The 17,346-nt window shown below is 36.3% G+C and carries 16 protein-coding genes; 4 read left to right on the plus strand and 12 right to left on the minus strand.

Annotation, left to right across the window (positions count from 1 at the left end; translation table 11 throughout):
* Positions 1-26: 26 nt before the first annotated feature.
* The 5 genes from ACP5P5_RS05685 to ACP5P5_RS05705 form a co-directional block, all read right to left on the minus strand.
* A complete protein-coding gene (locus ACP5P5_RS05685; RefSeq protein WP_428285137.1) occupies positions 27-593 on the minus strand; it encodes a PepSY-associated TM helix domain-containing protein in 567 nt (188 codons plus the stop codon).
* Positions 594-709: 116 nt separating this feature from the next.
* Positions 710-1,354 (minus strand): pyridoxamine 5'-phosphate oxidase, encoded by a 645-nt coding sequence (gene pdxH, locus ACP5P5_RS05690; protein WP_428285138.1) that lies wholly within the window; start codon positions 1,352-1,354, stop codon positions 710-712.
* A 73-nt stretch (positions 1,355-1,427) separates the two neighbouring features.
* Positions 1,428-4,493, minus strand: a complete 3,066-nt coding sequence (locus ACP5P5_RS05695) for an efflux RND transporter permease subunit (protein ID WP_428285139.1) — start codon at positions 4,491-4,493, stop codon at positions 1,428-1,430.
* Positions 4,494-4,531: 38 nt separating this feature from the next.
* Positions 4,532-5,590: an efflux RND transporter periplasmic adaptor subunit gene (locus ACP5P5_RS05700; RefSeq protein WP_428285140.1), complete on the minus strand. Its 1,059-nt coding sequence runs from the start codon at positions 5,588-5,590 to the stop codon at positions 4,532-4,534.
* A gap of 175 nt (positions 5,591-5,765) precedes the next feature.
* Positions 5,766-6,737, minus strand: coding sequence for a c-type cytochrome (locus ACP5P5_RS05705; RefSeq protein ID WP_428285141.1), 972 nt, complete (start codon positions 6,735-6,737; stop codon positions 5,766-5,768).
* 216 nt (positions 6,738-6,953) lie between these two features.
* On the opposite strand from ACP5P5_RS05705, the gene recA reads away from it, so the two are divergent.
* The 3 genes from recA (at position 6,954) to ACP5P5_RS05720 (ending at position 9,137) form a co-directional block, all read left to right on the plus strand.
* Complete coding sequence (gene recA, locus ACP5P5_RS05710; protein WP_428285142.1) at positions 6,954-7,979, plus strand: recombinase RecA; 1,026 nt, start codon at positions 6,954-6,956, stop codon at positions 7,977-7,979.
* 128 nt (positions 7,980-8,107) lie between these two features.
* Positions 8,108-8,578, plus strand: coding sequence for a methylglyoxal synthase (locus tag ACP5P5_RS05715; protein WP_428285143.1), 471 nt, complete (start codon positions 8,108-8,110; stop codon positions 8,576-8,578).
* A gap of 19 nt (positions 8,579-8,597) precedes the next feature.
* On the plus strand, positions 8,598-9,137 hold the full coding sequence (locus ACP5P5_RS05720; RefSeq protein WP_428285144.1) for a GNAT family N-acetyltransferase: 540 nt from the start codon (positions 8,598-8,600) through the stop codon (positions 9,135-9,137).
* 75 nt (positions 9,138-9,212) lie between these two features.
* Here the strand turns inward: ACP5P5_RS05720 and leuB are convergent, their stop codons facing one another.
* From leuB to ACP5P5_RS05745, 5 genes are all read right to left on the minus strand, one after another.
* Positions 9,213-10,289, minus strand: a complete 1,077-nt coding sequence (gene leuB / locus ACP5P5_RS05725) for a 3-isopropylmalate dehydrogenase (protein ID WP_428285145.1) — start codon at positions 10,287-10,289, stop codon at positions 9,213-9,215.
* 12 nt (positions 10,290-10,301) lie between these two features.
* Positions 10,302-11,828 (minus strand): alpha-isopropylmalate synthase regulatory domain-containing protein, encoded by a 1,527-nt coding sequence (locus ACP5P5_RS05730; protein ID WP_428285146.1) that lies wholly within the window; start codon positions 11,826-11,828, stop codon positions 10,302-10,304.
* A 48-nt stretch (positions 11,829-11,876) separates the two neighbouring features.
* A complete protein-coding gene (leuD, locus tag ACP5P5_RS05735; RefSeq protein WP_428285147.1) occupies positions 11,877-12,473 on the minus strand; it encodes a 3-isopropylmalate dehydratase small subunit in 597 nt (198 codons plus the stop codon).
* Between the two features lie 15 nt (positions 12,474-12,488).
* Positions 12,489-13,895, minus strand: coding sequence for a 3-isopropylmalate dehydratase large subunit (gene leuC / locus ACP5P5_RS05740; protein WP_428285148.1), 1,407 nt, complete (start codon positions 13,893-13,895; stop codon positions 12,489-12,491).
* Between the two features lie 195 nt (positions 13,896-14,090).
* Positions 14,091-15,527 (minus strand): NADP-dependent isocitrate dehydrogenase, encoded by a 1,437-nt coding sequence (locus ACP5P5_RS05745; RefSeq protein ID WP_428285149.1) that lies wholly within the window; start codon positions 15,525-15,527, stop codon positions 14,091-14,093.
* An 83-nt stretch (positions 15,528-15,610) separates the two neighbouring features.
* Between ACP5P5_RS05745 and ACP5P5_RS05750 the strand changes: the two genes are divergently transcribed.
* Positions 15,611-16,534 (plus strand): LysR family transcriptional regulator, encoded by a 924-nt coding sequence (locus tag ACP5P5_RS05750; RefSeq protein WP_428285150.1) that lies wholly within the window; start codon positions 15,611-15,613, stop codon positions 16,532-16,534.
* A gap of 54 nt (positions 16,535-16,588) precedes the next feature.
* Here ACP5P5_RS05750 and ACP5P5_RS05755 read toward each other — a convergent pair whose 3' ends face one another.
* Both ACP5P5_RS05755 and ACP5P5_RS05760 read right to left on the minus strand, forming a co-directional pair.
* A complete protein-coding gene (locus tag ACP5P5_RS05755) occupies positions 16,589-16,951 on the minus strand; it encodes a hypothetical protein (RefSeq protein WP_428285151.1) in 363 nt (120 codons plus the stop codon).
* A gap of 98 nt (positions 16,952-17,049) precedes the next feature.
* Positions 17,050-17,346: hypothetical protein (locus ACP5P5_RS05760; RefSeq protein WP_428285152.1), on the minus strand; the 297-nt coding region annotated here is incomplete at its 5' end.

A 17,346-nucleotide genomic window follows, 5' to 3' on the forward strand; every position in this document is an offset into this window, starting at 1 on the left:
TAACAGCACCAATGCTTTTCCCATTGTTATTGGTAAAACAAAAACAAAATAACAATGGGAAAAATTATGCCCATAAGCGCCAACCACCAACCTCTTTTTTTGAAACTATACTTCCCTCGCATTAAAAACATACCACTAACGGTAATAAAAATTAAACCAAGGGCAAATATATCGGAATACCAAATCCACCAGTTGCCCGTAAACTTGTGTAAAAATGCCATTTGCGCCAACACCGGTTTGGGTTTCCATAAGTTCATCTCAACCATGCCATTTTCCAAATGTATCGTTATATCTGCATTGGCAAAAACAGCCACCACAGTACTATCATTTCTGGAATCTGAACGCAAAAGTTTTCCCAATTGTTGCGCGTCGCCAAAAGCTTGCAGCTGCTGCTTTTGAATACTATGTGCCGCGCCTGAAAATGCAGATGACAACTTCTTATATTCATACAAATATTTATCGGGCTTCCAAAGTTTTCGGTGGTTTTGTGCAATACCTGAAACAGCAAAAGCAATAATTAATCCCACAAAAAAATAGCCAATATCACGATGCCAATTACGTAGGGATTTATTCGACAAGAAATTATAAGCCATAAAGGGTTAATTAAGTGATGCGAAACTAACCCTATGGTTAAGCGAACATTTATAAATTAGGGAAAAACGTTTATGTTTATGGGAAGAATTTGTTATGCTTAGTCAATACCAAACCGTTAGGGTGCTAAACGTACTTTTTCCCAACTGCCATTAGCTTGTAAATTATATTGAATTCTATCGTGTAATCGATTACTTCTACCTTGCCAAAACTCCATCATTACCGGTTTTACGCAAAAACCACCCCAAAAATTAGGGCGAGGAATAAATCCACCTTCATATTGTTGTGTTAGTTTTTGAACAGCTAATTCTATTTCATTTCTGTTTTTAATCACCCGGCTTTGAGGTGAAGCCCATGCGCCAATACGGCTGCCCTCTGGCCTTTGTTGAAAATAAGTATCACTCTCTTCAACCGATGCTTTTTCAACTATTCCTTCTATACGAATTTGCCTTTCCAATTCTTTCCAAAAAAACACCAATGCAGCATGAGGATTCTCTGCTAATTCATGCCCCTTGTGGCTGTTGTAATTTGTAAAAAAAACAAAGCCATCCTTACTGTAATCTTTTAACAACACAATTCTGGCACTGGGTAATCCGGTTTTAGTGGCAGTAGCCAACGTCATGGCATTTACTTCCTCAATTTCACTATGTATTGCTTGTTGCCACCATTTTTCAAATTGCTCAAATGGATTGTAGGCACAATCGCTTTCGTTTAACGATTGAAGTTTATAATCTTTCCGAATGTTTGCAATATCTAAACGCATGGTACAAATTTAAAAACTGCCATTGGTAAAAAATACTGATGTGCATCAGTTTTCATGAAATTCAACAGAAAAGTTATTCAATAATTTCAAACTGTTTTTGTTCATGTTTTCCTGAGATATACGTATAAACGGCCGGAATAACAAACAAGGTTAAAATTAACGAAAACAGAATTCCACCTACAACCACAATACCCAAAGGAATACGACTGGTTGATGCAGCACCTAAACTGAGTGCAATTGGTAATGCACCTAATGAGGTAGCTAAGCTGGTCATTAAAATGGGGCGTAGCCTTTGTGTAGCAGCTTGCACAACAGCAGTTTCTTTAGCTAATCCATTTTCACGTTTTTGATTGGCAAATTCCACAATTAAAATTCCATTTTTAGTTACCAATCCAATTAACATAATCATTCCAATTTCAGAAAAAATATTAAGGGTTTGATGGAACAGTAATAAACTTAATAAAGCACCGGCTAATGCTAAAGGCACCGTTAACATGATGGTGAATGGATCCAAGAAACTTTCAAATTGTGCAGACAGCACCAAATAAATGAGTATTAACGCAAGTATAAATGCAAATAAGATGTTGGATGAACTTTCAGCATAATCGCGGGATGGGCCATTTAAAGCAGTGTGATACGTTTCATCGAGCAGGCGATTGGCAATATTTTGCATGGCATTGATACCATCACCAATGGTTTTGCCTTCGGCCAATGATGCTGATATAGTAGCTGATTTATAACGATTAAAATGATATAGCGTAGCAGGATTGCTGTTTTCCTCTAAATGCACAACTGCATCTAATGGAACTACATTGCCTGATTTTGTTCGAAGAAAAATATTCTTTATATCATCCGGATTATTTCTACCTTCTCTGTCAATTTGTGCAATTACTTGATATTGATAACCATTCATAATGAAATAAGCCAACCTACCACCACTAAAGGCAGCCTGTATGGCACCCACCACATCCGCCGTAGTTAATCCTAAATCTTTCACCTTCATTCTATCAACCGTCAATCTAACTTCAGGCTTATTAAACTTTATATTTACATCGGCATTAGCAAAGGTTTTATCTTTTCGCACCACTTCCAGAAATTGCGGTAAAATACTTTTCAACTTATTCAAATCCTGATTTTGAATAATAAATTGAATAGGCAATGACCCTCTTGAAGCCAAACCAACGGAAATGGTTTGTTCTTGTATGGCAAAAATGCGGGCATCATTAAATTGAGGTAATTTTTTTTGTAAATCATTTACAATATCTGCCTGGCTGCGAGTTCGCAAATTTGGTTCTATTAAGCCTAAGCGAGGTTGTGATGTATTACTACCCGGACCTGCAGGTGTGCGAGCAAATACAAAATCGCGTTCAGGAATTGAATCGTATAAATAATTAGCAAAATTATCTATAAAATTAACCATGTAATTATAACTGGTTCCTTCAGGGGCTGTAACTACAAAGCGAATACTGCTGCGATCTTCAACAGGTGCTAATTCCGATTGCAAATTGCGCATGAGCAAACCAATTAAAACAAAACAAATGGCAACAATTACCCAGGCCATCCATCTAATTTTCATAAATCCTTTCAAGGCACGTTGATAGAATGCTTCCATGCCTGTAAAAAATGGTTCAGTTTTTTTATAAAACCATCCTTCATGTGCATTTTTTGTATTTAAGTAAACATTTAGTACCGGTGTTATAGTTAGCGAAACAAAAGCAGAAATTAGCACTGCTGCTGCCAAAGTAACACCAAACTCTCTAAATAAACGCCCTACAAAACCTTCTAAAAATATAACGGGCAAAAACACCACTGCAAGTGTAATAGAGGTTGAAATAACTGCAAAGAAAATTTCTTTACTGCCTTCTAATGCAGCTTTTCGAATGGGCATTCCTTCCTCTAACTTTCTGAAAATATTTTCTGTAACAACTATCCCATCATCAACCACCAAACCCGTGGCCAATACAATGCCCAATAAAGTAAGAATATTAATGGAAAACCCGGCAATATACATCACGAAGAAAGTTCCAATTAATGAAATGGGAATATCAATTAATGGGCGCAATGCAATTAACCAATTACGGAAGAAAAAGAAAATAACCAATACCACAAGCCCAAAGGCAATGAGTAAAGTTTCTTTTACTTCGGCAAGGCTTTTACGAATGTTTACCGTATTATCAATTAATACATGAAACTGAATATCGGATTTATTAGATGCTTCAATTTGTTTTAATCTACGATAAAATTCATTGGCAATTTCAATGTTATTGGCACCGGGTTGCGGAATAATGGCTAACCCTACTGCATTGACGCCATTGTATTTCCATGATTGTTCCAAATTTTCAGGACCTAATTCAATACGAGCCACATCATTTAATCGAATAATTCCTGATGAATCTTCTTTTATAATTAAATCGCGAAACTGTTGTTCATTGGTTAACCTACCCATGGTACGAATAACCATTTCCGTATTATTACCATATATTTTACCGGGTGGCAGTTCAATGTTTTCAGTTTTCAATGCATCACCTATATCAGTAAAAGCCACATTATGTGCCAACATTTTAGATGGATTTAACCAAATACGCATGGCATAACGCTTTTGTCCAAATATGTTAATGGCACTAACATCTTTAATGGTTTGCAATTGTTGTTGTAAAACAGTTTCCGCATAATCACTTAACTCCAATAAACTTTTGGTTCGGCTTTGTACAGCAAGAATCAGAATAAAATCGCTGTTTGCATCAGCTTTAGAAACTGTAGGCGGCGCATCAATATCTTGGGGTAAGCTGCGTTGTGCCTGGCCCACCTTATCGCGAACATCACTTGCAGCAGCTTCTAAATCAGTACCTAAATTAAATTCAACCGTAATTTGGCTACTGCCTAAACTACTGGTTGATGAAATGGAACGAATACCGGGAATACCATTAATTTGCTTTTCAAGCGGCTCTGTAATCTGACTTTCAATAATATCGGCATTAGCACCGGTATAATTCGTTGAAACGGTGATGATTGGCGGATCAATTGCCGGATAATCGCGTACGGCCAGGAATGTGTACCCCACTATACCAAATAAAATAATAATGAGGTTCATTACCGTTGCCAATACAGGACGCTTTAATGAAAGGGCAGATATATTCATGAATTAATACAACTTGAATGTTTTGAAATACAATACCATTAATTAGAAAATTCGGACAACTGCTTTACACTTCTTATTTGAACAGCATTTTGTGGTCTTGCAAATAACACACCCGTAACTACCACCGTATCGCCTTTTTGAATGCCTTTTACAACCTCAACGGCATCGGCTTGCCGAACGCCTGTTTCTACATTTACAAAAAAAGCTTTCCCATTTTTAACCAATACTGCTTGCTTATTTTTATCGTCGGGGATTAATGCGTTCGTTGGTACCAAAATGGCTTTTTTATCATTATTGGTAGCTACAATTACTTTCACAAATGCACCGGGATTAACCCCACCTTCGTCTAATAAAGCCCGAACTTTAATGTTTCGAGTGGCGGTATTTATTTGAGGTTCTGCAGCAATAATGGTTGCTTTTTGAGTAGATTTTTCTGCAGCATCGCTTTTAACGATAACGGTATTGCCTTTGCGAATATAGCGAGCATATTCCTCAGGCATGGTAAAATCAATTTTTAAACGATTTAATTGCTGCAAAGTAGCAATAACTGATGCCGGAGTAACATAAGCACCGGGACTAACCTGTCGTAAACCCATTGTACCATCGAAAGGTGCTTTTATAATGGTTTTATCAATTAATGACTGGGTATAAGCAATATCGGCTTGAATACTTTTTACTTGATTGAGCGATGCATCATAATCACTCTGATTGATACCATTTATATTGAGTAGTTTTTTATTCCGTTGTTCCGTAATTTCAGCCAACTGCAATTGTACTTTTAATTTAGCCAACTGAGCTTGTAAATCGGCATCATTAATTGTAGCAACCACTGTTCCTTTGGTTATCAGTTTTCCTTCCGGTACATTTAAAAAAGTTAATCGACCACTTACTTCAGGTCTTAATTCAACATATTCATTGGCTACTACGGTACCATTTGCTTCAATTTGTGAAACAATAGATTGTGGCGTAGCAATTAAAACATCTACTATAGGTATGGAAGTATTGGTTGCCTTAGTAGTGCTTTTTTCTTTTTTCGCATGGCATGCCACTAATGTAAAAATAAAGCCGGCAATGGCATAAACTATTGGTTTTATCATTGAAACAGCGGGTTGAAGTTTGGTTGCTAATATAACCAAAATTACCCGGCAGCGAATAAATGAAGGATGAATGGATGAATAAGCTGTATTAAAGAACCAACAAGATAGATATATTTAATTTTAATTAAATTTGATTTCCGACTAAGATATAAGCATTAGAACAATTTTTGAAAAATTATTTCATACTTATTGTTTGAAAATGTTGTACTTTATTTTTCAAGGGTTTTAGCGTTTTTAAATAAGCATAAATTGCGGCCAAATCACTTGTATCCATACCTCCATACATGGACCAAGGCATAACCGTATTTATTTTTTTGTCAGTCATGGTTTCTAAATTTGCGGTATCGCCATAGGTTTTGAATCGGGCAATAAAACTTTCCCGAGTCCAATTACCAATCCCTGTTTCTTTATCGGGGGTAATATTGGCAGAGTAAAGATTACCATTGGGCATTTTAAATAATCGGCCACCGGCGAAAGCCATTTCCCTTATTAAATTACCTTTTTCATGCTTGGTATGGCATTCCATACAGGCAGCAATACTTACCAAGTAGTTTCCATAAGCAAAAGTATCAGCGAGATTAGGCTTGGTCATGGGTACGGCTTTTTGAGGAATAGTGTTTAAAATCAAATTCATAGGAAATTGAATGGAACGAGGAGGAATAACATTTTGAATGGGATGTAGCGAACGTATATAAGCAATAATATCCAATACATCTTCTTTATCCATATTGCCATAATATGGATAAGGCATGACCGGAAAAATAGCATGTCCGTTTTTATCAACACCAGTGGTAATTACCCGATAAATTTCACCATCGGTCCAAGAACCTAAATTAGCGGGTGTTATATTTTTTGAATAAAACTTGCCCGGAAAGCCAAGCTCCTCACCAAAATATTCGCCGCCCTTACCTTCTGTGCCTGGTGTAATAGGGCCGGTATATTTTTGCCAATTACGGGTGGAATGACAGTCCATACAAACCGTAACATGATTGGCCAAATAAGCACCATGCTGAACGCGTTGCGGAGTAATATCTACTGTTAATTGTGGGGCACTACCAACATTAGGCAATACATATTGCAGGTAAATAAACACTGCAGCTATAATTAGCAGCAACAAAGCCCCAACCCAAATAAGTATTTTTTTCATGACAGGATGTTTTAGGGTAAATGGATGGCTACGCAGGTTTTGAGTTGATTGAAGAATAGTAAAATACGGCGGAAGTTTTATTTATACAAGCACAATTTTTAAGCCCAACAAAATAATTAAATAATATTTTTAGCAAATTTTGCTAAAAATATTAGTGTGTGTAATTTTATTTCCTTAACTTCGTGGCATTATTAATTTTGGAAGAAAATAATTCATATGAGTAATGCAGATAAACTGAAAGCACTGAAACTTACTATAGACAAGATTGATAAGGATTATGGCAAGGGAAGTGTTATGATGATGAACGAAAAACCGGAACGATTGAATGAAGTGGTTTCAACCGGTTCAATTGGCTTAGATATTGCCTTAGGTATTGGCGGATTACCCAAAGGAAGAGTAATTGAAATATATGGACCTGAGTCATCCGGTAAAACCACTATTGCTACCCATGTAATTGCTGAAGCGCAAAAGAAAGGAGGCATTTGTGCCATTATAGATGCAGAACATGCATTTGATAGTAATTATGCGCAAAAATTAGGTGTTGATGTTGACAATCTTTTAATATCACAACCGGATTATGGAGAACAAGCTTTGGAAATAGCGGATCGATTAATCCTTTCCGGTGCTTTAGATGTAGTAGTTATTGACTCTGTTGCAGCCTTAGTGCCTAAAGGCGAATTAGAAGGTGAAATGGGCGACAGCAAAATGGGTTTACAAGCCCGTTTAATGAGCCAAGCCTTGCGAAAACTAACGGCCACCATTAGCAAAACCAATACCGTTTGTATTTTTATTAACCAATTGCGCGAAAAAATTGGAGTAATGTTTGGCAATCCGGAAACAACAACCGGTGGTAATGCTTTAAAATTTTATTCATCCGTTCGTTTAGATATACGCCGCATTGCGCAAATAAAAGATGGTGATGAAGCAATTGGTAACAGAGTAAAAGTAAAAGTGGTTAAGAACAAAGTAGCCCCACCTTTCCGTTCCGCTGAATTTGATATAATTTTTGGACAAGGCATTAGCAAGATTGGTGAAATAATTGATATGGGTGTTGAATTGGGAATTGTACAAAAAAGCGGTAGTTGGTTTAGTTATGATAACAACAAATTAGGTCAGGGTCGCGATGCAGTGAAACAATTATTGCAAGACAATCCCGAATTGGCTAATGAAATTGAAGGAAAAATTAGAGCAAAAATTTTAGAAGCCAATAGTGCTGTAGAAACTGTGGCAGCAAAAGCATAAGTTTTTTTGGATTTAACAGGTTAGTAAGTGTAAAGCCATCTTTCGTTTGAAGGATGGCTTTTTTATTTGTGTACATTATTTCTTCTCGGCAAATTGTATCTTCATAGCTCAAACATTCAATGGATTGTATGGCAAATTTTCGGTTATTGGCAAAAAGAAAAAGAATTGCTTTGGTAGCACACGATAATAAAAAAAGTGATTTAATAGCGTGGGCCGAATACAATAAAGAAGTTTTAGCAAAACATGAACTTATTTCAACCGGAACAACAGGAAAATTGATTGAAGCGGCATTAGATCGTCCGGTAAAAAAATTATTAAGTGGTCCATTGGGAGGTGATCAACAAATTGGAAGCATGATTGCTACCGGGGAAATTGATATCATGATATTTTTCTGGGATCCCATGGAAGCGCAACCACACGATAGCGATGTAAAAGCGTTATTGCGTTTATGTGTAGCATGGAATATACCCATGGCCTGTGATAGAGCAACTGCAGATTTTTTAATGACTTCGCCCTTTATGCATGAAACCTATGAATTAGGTATTCCAGATTATACGCAATATTTAACCCGCAAAATTGAAACACCCAATCATTCGTAATATTTAAACGTTTCTTTTCTTGTCAAATAAAGAAAAATATATTAACACCAGTATAACATTAAAACCCTGGAACAAAAATGATGCTGCTGCATTAGCCAATATAGCAGATAATAAAAAAATATTTATGCAGGTGCGCGATTCATTTCCGCAGCCTTATACACTTACTGATGCATTGAAATGGATTGATGCGCATTTACAAACAAGCAAAGCCACAAATTTTGCCATCTGGTATAATAATGAATTGGCAGGTAGTATTGGTTATGTACCCCAGGAAAATGAACGGAGGCACATTGCCGAAATAGGTTATTTTATTGGGGAAGTATTTTGGGGAAAACAAATTGCAACAAAAGCGGTTGAGCAACTATTACAGTTAATACGGCAACAACAAAAGTTTTATAGAATTGAGGCTTACGTTTTTGAAAAAAATGTGGCTTCTGTTAAAGTACTGCAAAAAAATGGCTTCTTTTTAGAAGGCATACAACATAAAGCTGCCATTAAAAACAATGAAATGCAAAATGTGTTGGTGTGGGTGAAATTTTTAACCAATTACAAAGTTTAATCATTATGCAGTTTTACTAGTGCTTTAAAAAATGACCAAAAATAAATGCAGTACATTAACTAGATGAAATAAAAACTATTTCAAATACTCTAATACTAATTGTCCCATCTGCTCAGTACCAACAATATTAGCGGACTGGGTAGATGAATTAGCTATATCGCGGGTACGATAACCTGCTTTTAAAACTGCATCTACTGCGGCAATTACCGCATTCGATTCAGTTGTTAAACCAAAACTAATATCCAACATTAATGCAACCGATAATATAGATGCTAAAGGATTGGCTACACCTTTACCGGTTATATCATGTGCAGAACCATGAATGGGCTCATACACACCGGTTCCATCGCCTATGGAAGCAGAGGCCAACATACCCATAGAACCGGCAATTTGTGAAGCTTCATCGGTTAATATATCACCAAACAAATTAGCCGTTACAACAACATCAAAACGAGTAGGTTCTTTAATTAACAGCATGGCAGTAGCATCTACAAATTGATGCTCAACCGTAACATCAGGATAATCTAATGCTACTTGCTGCACTACTTCACGCCAAAGGCGACTGGTTTCAATAACATTGGCTTTATCAACCGAACATAGTTTTTTTCTTCTGGTACGCGCGGCATCAAATGCTTTACGGGCAATTCGTTCAATTTCATATCGGCTATATTCAGCAATATCGAAAGCGGTATTGCCATTGTTCTTTCTGCCTTTTTCACCAAAATAAATATCACCGGTTAATTCACGAAAAAACAAAATATCAGCACCTTTTAAAATCTCAGGTTTAATACTAGAAGCATCTAATAATTCATCAAATAGTTTTATGGGACGAATATTGGCATATAAACCCAGTTCTTTACGCATTTTTAGCAAACCCTGCTCAGGTCTAACTTTAGCAGTGGGGTCATTATCATACTTAGGATGTCCAACAGCACCAAAAAGCACAGCATCGCTTTGTTTCATTTTTGCAAGCGATTCATCCGGCAATGGGGTACCGGTAACATCAATAGCAACATGCCCAATTAAAGCAGTATCATAACTAAATTGATGATGGTATTTTTGTGCAATAGCATCTAAAACTAACTTTCCTACTGCTGTAACTTCTTTTCCTATGCCATCACCGGGCACTACTAAAATTTTTTTATTGGCCATTGCATATAAACTTTAAATCTGATTCAACATTTTTTGTGTGGCTTTAATAGCTGAAACGGTTTGATCGCTATCTAACCCTCGGGTTTTAAATTCTCTATTTTGATAGAACCAAGTAATAATGGTTTCACACAATGCGTCGGATTTTCCTCCGGGCGGTATGCGAACTTCATAGTCGGTTAATTGAGGCAACTCTCTTTTTTTAAGCGCATAGATAGTTTTTAGTGCATTCATAAATGCATCATACTGACCATCACCTTGTGCATGTTGTTCATAAATTTCACCTTCCATATTAATTTTAAGTGTTACAGAAGGGCGAAGATTTTTTGAATGTGTAAGCACATAGTTTTCAATATGCACACGTTCTTCTATGGAATTACTATCCAATACATCGGACAAAATATAGGGCAGGTCTGATTGTGTTACAACTTCCTTCTTATCACCAAGTTCAATAATGCGCTGAGTAACTTTTTTTAAATCTTCTTCAGACAATTGAATGCCTAACTGCTGTAAATTATTTTCAATGTTGGCTTTACCACTTGTTTTACCTAAGGCATACTGTCGTTGGCGACCAAAGCGTTCGGGCAATAAATCATTAAAGTATAAATTATTTTTTTTATCGCCGTCGGCATGAATACCTGCAGTTTGAGTAAATACGTTTTCTCCCACTACCGGTTTATTTACGGGAATTCTAAAACCGGAAAAAGTTTCCACTAATTTGCTAATGGTATACAATGATTTTTCAACAACATTGGTTTTTACATTTTTTGCATAATCGTTTAAAACAGCTATAGCACTAGCTAAAGGGGCATTACCAGCCCGTTCACCCATACCATTAACCGTTAAATGTAAACCTTTTGCTCCTGCTTTAACAGCTTCTAAAACATTGGCAATACTTAAATCGTAATCGTTATGTGCATGAAAATCGAAGTGAATATTAGGATAGCGTTGAACAATTGACGAAATATATTCAAAAGTTTCAGAGGGCGTTAAAATACCTAATGTATCGGGCAATAAAATGCGCTTCACAGGTTGCTGCACTAAGAAATCAAGATATTCAAACACATACGATTTTGAGTGCCGCATACCATTACTCCAATCTTCCAAATACACGTTACAATCAATATCGTTATTGCGTGCTAATTGAATTACAGAAGCAATTTCAGCAAAATGTTGTTGAGGCGTTTTTTTAAGTTGATGTGTTAAATGGTTCAATGAGCCTTTCGTAAGCAAATTCATTACTTTGGCTCCTGCTTGCAACATCCAATTAACGGAAGTATCGCCATCAACAAAAGTGAGTACTTCTATTTTATGTAAACAATTATTTTCTGCAGCCCATTGCGTAATTTTTTTAACGGCCAAAAACTCTCCTTCCGAAACCCTTGCAGAAGCAATTTCAATTCTATCAACTTTTACTTCTGTTAAAAGCAATTGAGCTATGGTTAATTTTTCTAATGCCGAAAATGAAACACTACTGGTTTGCTCCCCATCACGCAGGGTAGTATCCATGATTTCAATGTATTGTGTTTTTTCTTCATGCATAAGTTTGTACATTTTGTGCTAGGGTGAAAGCACTTGGTGTATTAGCAATTAATAAAAACTTTTTTCGGAAAACACTTGAATGGCAGGTTTTATAGATTGCAGATAATCAATATCATCAAACCCATTTAACAAATTATGTTTTTTGTAAGCATTAATTTCAAATGAAGATTGCTGACCAGTTGCGAGAATGGTAAAAGTTTGGTCGGGAAGATTCACTTCAAATTCAGCATTGGGGTTAGCTTCAATTGCAGTAAAAATAGCTTGTAAAAACTCTGGGCTTACTTGTACAGGAAGTATACCGATGTTTAGAGAATTATTTTTAAAAATATCAGCAAAAAAACTGGATACTACACAACGGAAACCATAATCGTAAATAGCCCAAGCAGCGTGTTCGCGGCTACTGCCACTACCAAAATTTTTACCCCCTACTAAAATTTTTCCTGAATAAATAGGGTTATTCAAAACAAAATCTTTTTTAGGTGTATTATCGGCATTATAACGCCAGTCGCGAAACAAATTATCGCCAAAACCTTTGCGCTCCGTAGCTTTCAAAAAACGTGCAGGTATAATTTGGTCAGTATCTATATTCTCCATGGGCATGGGAACTGCTGTACTTTTTAAAACAGAAAATTTATCGTAAGCCATAAAATTAAATTCTAATTATTGCAATAAAGTTCTTGGATCAGTAACTACTCCGGTAACAGCAGCTGCAGCAGCTACTAAAGGACTGGCTAAAAGAGTACGACTACCAGGGCCTTGCCGTCCTTCAAAATTTCTATTACTGGTACTAACAGCATATTTGCCAGCAGGTATTTTATCATCATTCATAGCCAAGCAAGCGCTACATCCGGGTTGACGTAATTGAAAACCTGCTTCGTTTAAAATATCTAAAATACCTTCTTCTCTAATTTGTTGTTCTACAATATGTGAACCGGGTACTAACCAAGCAGTAATATGTTCTGCTTTTTTTCTACCTTTTACTATTGTAGCAAAAGCACGAAAATCTTCAATACGTCCGTTGGTACAACTACCTAAAAACACGTAATCCACTTTTTTTCCCAAAATGGCCTCATTTTCTTGAAAGCCCATGTATTCCAACGATTTTTTGTAAGATGCCTCACTACCCGCCATTTGTGTAGCGGCAGGAATTTTTTTAGAAATTCCGGTACCTAAGCCCGGATTGGTACCATAGGTAATTTGAGGTTCAATATCGGCAGCATTGAAATACAACTCTTTATCGAAAACAGCTCCTTCATCGGTTTTCAGCGTTTTCCAATAAGCTAAAGCAGAATCCCAAGCAGCACCTTTTGGGGCTTTTTCTCTACCTTTTAAATACGCAAATGTGGTATCGTCAGGTGCAACCATACCACCACGTGCACCCATTTCTATTGACATATTACATACCGTCATACGGCCTTCCATGCTCATATTTTGGAAAACCTCGCCAGCATATTCAACAAAATATCCTGTAGCACCGCTAGCCGTTATTTGAGAAATAATGTATAAAGCCACATCTTTTGGCAAAACACCTTTTCCCAATTGGCCATTCACATGAATACGCATTTTTTTAGGCTTAGGTTGCATAATACATTGTGAGGATAGTACCATTTCAACTTCAGAAGTACCAATACCAAATGCGATACAACCAAATGCCCCATGAGTTGAGGTGTGTGAATCGCCACATACAATGGTCATACCGGGCAACGTAATACCATTTTCGGGACCTACAACATGAACAATACCATTTTTAGGATTTCCCAAACCCCAATGTGAAATGCCATACTTTGCAGTATTTTCTTCTAATGCTTTTAATTGATTAGCTGATAATGGATCTTTTACAGGCTGATCCTGATGGATTGTAGGAGTGTTATGATCGGCAGTTGCAAAAGTTTTATCGGGAAACATTACGGAAAGTCCGCGATTTTTTAATCCTAAAAAAGCAACCGGACTGGTTACTTCGTGAATAAAATGACGATCAATAAAAAGCACATCGGGACCATTATCAATGTGTTGTACCACATGTGCATCCCATACTTTATCAAACAATGAAGATGGTGTGTTCGGCATGGAGAAAATTTTTAAAAAACTACATTCCCCAAAATGGGGAGTGTAAAATTCGTAAATTTTACAGACAAATAGATAGTTTTTTAAAATTTATTCAAAAAATAAGCCCTTTTTTAAATACTAACAAATGTTCGTAGAAATACATGCACAAATTTTATTACTATGAGAATTGACTTATGCTTTTAAATTAAGTTTCATTTACTCACCCTGCCCTAATGAAAAGGCGCGAACACCATTAAATATGTATAAGTTTTCTGTTTTAATAACATCTATACCTGCTTCATTGGCAGAAAAAAGCAGTTGCAGAATATGTTTTTTGTTCAATTTTGTGTTTGGAGTTGCATAAAATCTACAACGCCAATGGTCGGTACAAAAAGTTTCATCAAAGCCATTTGGCCAAACCTTCGTTCCCCGATTGGTAATCATGGTTAAAGTTAGTTCCGGTGTATTTAAGGTTTGTAATTGCTTCGCTAATTCTTCAGCATGGGTACCTTTCCAATCAACAAAAACATCAATTCCGGTTAATTGTTTTTCAGCAGGTGCCTTCCGCTGATAGGGAGGAATTGACAACGTAATGCCATTGGTGTAATGTACCTTAGGTAATTGAACAGGTTGCTTACCTAATCTTTCAATCACTGCCTCACCAAACTCTTTCGTTCCAACCACCTGTTTACTAATCCCCGGCTTATGAATATCTGCTGTATGAATACCATCTTCAATAGTGGTTAACCAAGCATTTTGAATAGAAGAAGCCGCTTCATTTTCACCAATATGATTTAACATTAAAACCGCAGCTTGAATTAAACCGGATGGGTTAGCCATATTTTTTCCTGCAATATCAGGAGCAGAACCGTGAATAGCTTCAAACATGGCACAAGAACTGCCAATATTAGCTGATCCGGCTAATCCTACTGATCCGGTGATTTCAGCAGCTACGTCAGATAATATATCTCCGTATAAATTCGGCATCACAATTACATCAAACAATTCGGGTTGGTTAGCTAAACGAGCAGCACCAATATCCACTATTAAATGTTTACTTTCAATGGAAGGATATTCTTTTGCTATTTCATCAAACACTTTGTGAAACAAACCGTCTGTTTGTTTCATAATATTATCCTTTACAAAACAAGCTACTTTTTTTCTCCCATATACTTTAGCATACTCAAATGCATAACGTATAATACGTTCACAGCCCGGACGCGAAATCAACTTCAAACATTGAACCACTTCATCTGTTTGCTGATGTTCAATTCCCCCATATAAATCTTCTTCATTTTCGCGTATAATAACCACATCCATATTTGGATGTAATGTAGAAACAAAGGGATGTAAACTTTTACAGGGACGCACATTGGCAAATAACCCCAGTGTTTTTCTAATACTAACGTTTAAACTTTTGTAACCTCCACCTTGCGGTGTTGTAATGGGCGCCTTTAATAAAACCTTATTCGTTAAAATACTTTCCCATGCCTGCGGCTGAATTCCGGAAGTATTTCCGGATAAGTACACTTTCTCACCCACCATAATTTCATCAAATTGAACAGCCGCACCCGAAGCTTTAATAATTTTTAAGGTTGCATCCATTATTTCCGGACCTATACCATCGCCTTTCGCTATTGTAATTGTTTTCATAAAAATTAATTTCGGCGCAAAAGTATTGCCGTTATATCATTTCGTTTCATTTATCTTTATAATGAAATTGATTAAAATAATTTATGAATTACACCTTACATCAACTTTTGGTTTTTACAACAATTGCCAAAACGGAAAGTATTACGAAGGCTGCAGAAGAATTAAATTTAACCCAACCTGCTGTTTCTATTCAATTAAAAAACTTACAAGATCAATTTGAATTACCCTTAACCGAAATAATTGGGCGGAAACTATACGTTACAGAATTTGGAAAAGAAATTGCAGCAGCAGCGAATAATATTTTAAACGAAGTACATGCAATTGATTATAAAACGCAAGAATACAAGGGTTTATTAAGTGGCAAATTAAAAATAGCTGCGGTTTCTACGGGCATATATGTTATACCTTATTTTCTAGAAGGATTTTTACAACACCATCCCGGTATTGCGCTAAGCCTTGATGTGACCAATAAAGCAAAAGTGTTAGAAAGTTTAGAAAATAATGACATTGATTTTGCCATGGTTTCCGTTTTGCCCGAAAACATGGCAATAGAAAATATTCCATTACTGAAAAATAAATTGTATTTGATTAATAACACACAACAAATATTCTCACCTAAAAAGCATTCACTTTCATTACTGGAAAAAATACCTTTGATTTTCAGAGAACAAGGTAGCGGTACCCGTTTGACGATGGAAAGTTTTTTTGCAGAAAAAAATATAACTGTACATCAAAAAATGGAATTAACATCGAATGAAGCAGTGAAGCAGGCTGTATTAGCCGGTTTAGGCAGCTCAATCATGCCTTTAATTGGAATAAAGAATGAGTTAATGAACAAAAGTTTACAAATTATTCCATTGCAAAACTTTCCAATAATTACTAATTGGCAACTAATTTGGCGGAAAGGGAAAAAACACTCGGCCATTGGAAGGGCCTTATTGAAACACATTCAGGAAGAAAAAGAAAATATTATAAAAAAATATTTTGACTGGTACGAACAATATTAAAAACATCACCGCAACAAAATATTTAGTATAATGGTGCGGTGATAAATGATTACATTAATTCTTTTTAATGTAGGTTTTGTTTCCATTTGAATTAATGTAATAATGCCCGCCACGCTTGCCTTCGTAAATGGTTCTGCCTTTATCATCTTTCCCAATTACTTTGTCATTGCCGGCTGCAGCTGTTGAAGGAGCCACTTTGGTTACGGTTTTTGGAGGCTTAGTAGTTGGTTTGGAAGTTGTAGCAGGAGGGGTGGCAGGTGCTGCTGTTTGTGTTGCAGCTTTGGTTTTAGTTGCTTTTGCTTTTTGAGTTTTGGTTTGTTTAGTTGTTTTGATTGCTGTAGTTTGCGCCTGTGACAGTGAAGGAGCAATTACCAGCATGGCCATTACTAAAAATAACCCACCGAATAATTTTTTCATACAAGATTTTTTAGTGAAAAATGTATCCTAATATATTACAAAAAAGCAACGCTACAAACTGAAAATTGGAAATGTATAGAAATACTACTTTTTGATGATTATACATCTTGAGGATACTTTATCCCGGCAATACTTCTAATTGAATCAAGTGTTTCCATTAATGTAAGCGTAAGTTCATGTGTCATCACCGGGCTTTCCGTTAACCCTTGTTGTAAACAATTGTTAACATGCTGCGCTTCGTATTGATAGCCCCACCCTTCCGTTTTTTCAACTGCAATTTCAACAGCCTCTTTAATTGAAAAGTCGTAGTACAAAATTTTAGCAGAGGGTTCATAAAATCTGGAAGTTAATTTAATAGAAGCCTTGGTGCCTGCAATTTCTGCTTCAGTAGGTAA

Source organism: Hydrotalea sp., from assembly GCF_049968455.1.
GTDB lineage: Bacteria > Bacteroidota > Bacteroidia > Chitinophagales > Chitinophagaceae > Hydrotalea.

What these genes read in the sequence shown, in the direction of transcription:
- ACP5P5_RS05700 (WP_428285140.1), bottom strand. Translation starts at nt 5,590, where the DNA reads ATGATAAAACCAATAGTTTATGCCATTGCCGGCTTTATTTTTACATTA.
- ACP5P5_RS05730 (WP_428285146.1), bottom strand. Translation starts at nt 11,828, where the DNA reads ATGCATGAAGAAAAAACACAATACATTGAAATCATGGATACTACCCTG.
- leuD (WP_428285147.1), bottom strand. Translation starts at nt 12,473, where the DNA reads ATGGCTTACGATAAATTTTCTGTTTTAAAAAGTACAGCAGTTCCCATG.
- ACP5P5_RS05695 (WP_428285139.1), bottom strand. Translation starts at nt 4,493, where the DNA reads ATGAATATATCTGCCCTTTCATTAAAGCGTCCTGTATTGGCAACGGTA.
- leuB (WP_428285145.1), bottom strand. Translation starts at nt 10,289, where the DNA reads ATGGCCAATAAAAAAATTTTAGTAGTGCCCGGTGATGGCATAGGAAAA.
- leuC (WP_428285148.1), bottom strand. Translation starts at nt 13,895, where the DNA reads ATGCCGAACACACCATCTTCATTGTTTGATAAAGTATGGGATGCACAT.
- ACP5P5_RS05685 (WP_428285137.1), bottom strand. Translation starts at nt 593, where the DNA reads ATGGCTTATAATTTCTTGTCGAATAAATCCCTACGTAATTGGCATCGT.
- recA (WP_428285142.1), top strand. Translation starts at nt 6,954, where the DNA reads ATGAGTAATGCAGATAAACTGAAAGCACTGAAACTTACTATAGACAAG.
- ACP5P5_RS05715 (WP_428285143.1), top strand. Translation starts at nt 8,108, where the DNA reads ATGGCAAATTTTCGGTTATTGGCAAAAAGAAAAAGAATTGCTTTGGTA.
- pdxH (WP_428285138.1), bottom strand. Translation starts at nt 1,354, where the DNA reads ATGCGTTTAGATATTGCAAACATTCGGAAAGATTATAAACTTCAATCG.
- ACP5P5_RS05750 (WP_428285150.1), top strand. Translation starts at nt 15,611, where the DNA reads ATGAATTACACCTTACATCAACTTTTGGTTTTTACAACAATTGCCAAA.
- ACP5P5_RS05755 (WP_428285151.1), bottom strand. Translation starts at nt 16,951, where the DNA reads ATGAAAAAATTATTCGGTGGGTTATTTTTAGTAATGGCCATGCTGGTA.
- ACP5P5_RS05745 (WP_428285149.1), bottom strand. Translation starts at nt 15,527, where the DNA reads ATGAAAACAATTACAATAGCGAAAGGCGATGGTATAGGTCCGGAAATA.
- ACP5P5_RS05705 (WP_428285141.1), bottom strand. Translation starts at nt 6,737, where the DNA reads ATGAAAAAAATACTTATTTGGGTTGGGGCTTTGTTGCTGCTAATTATA.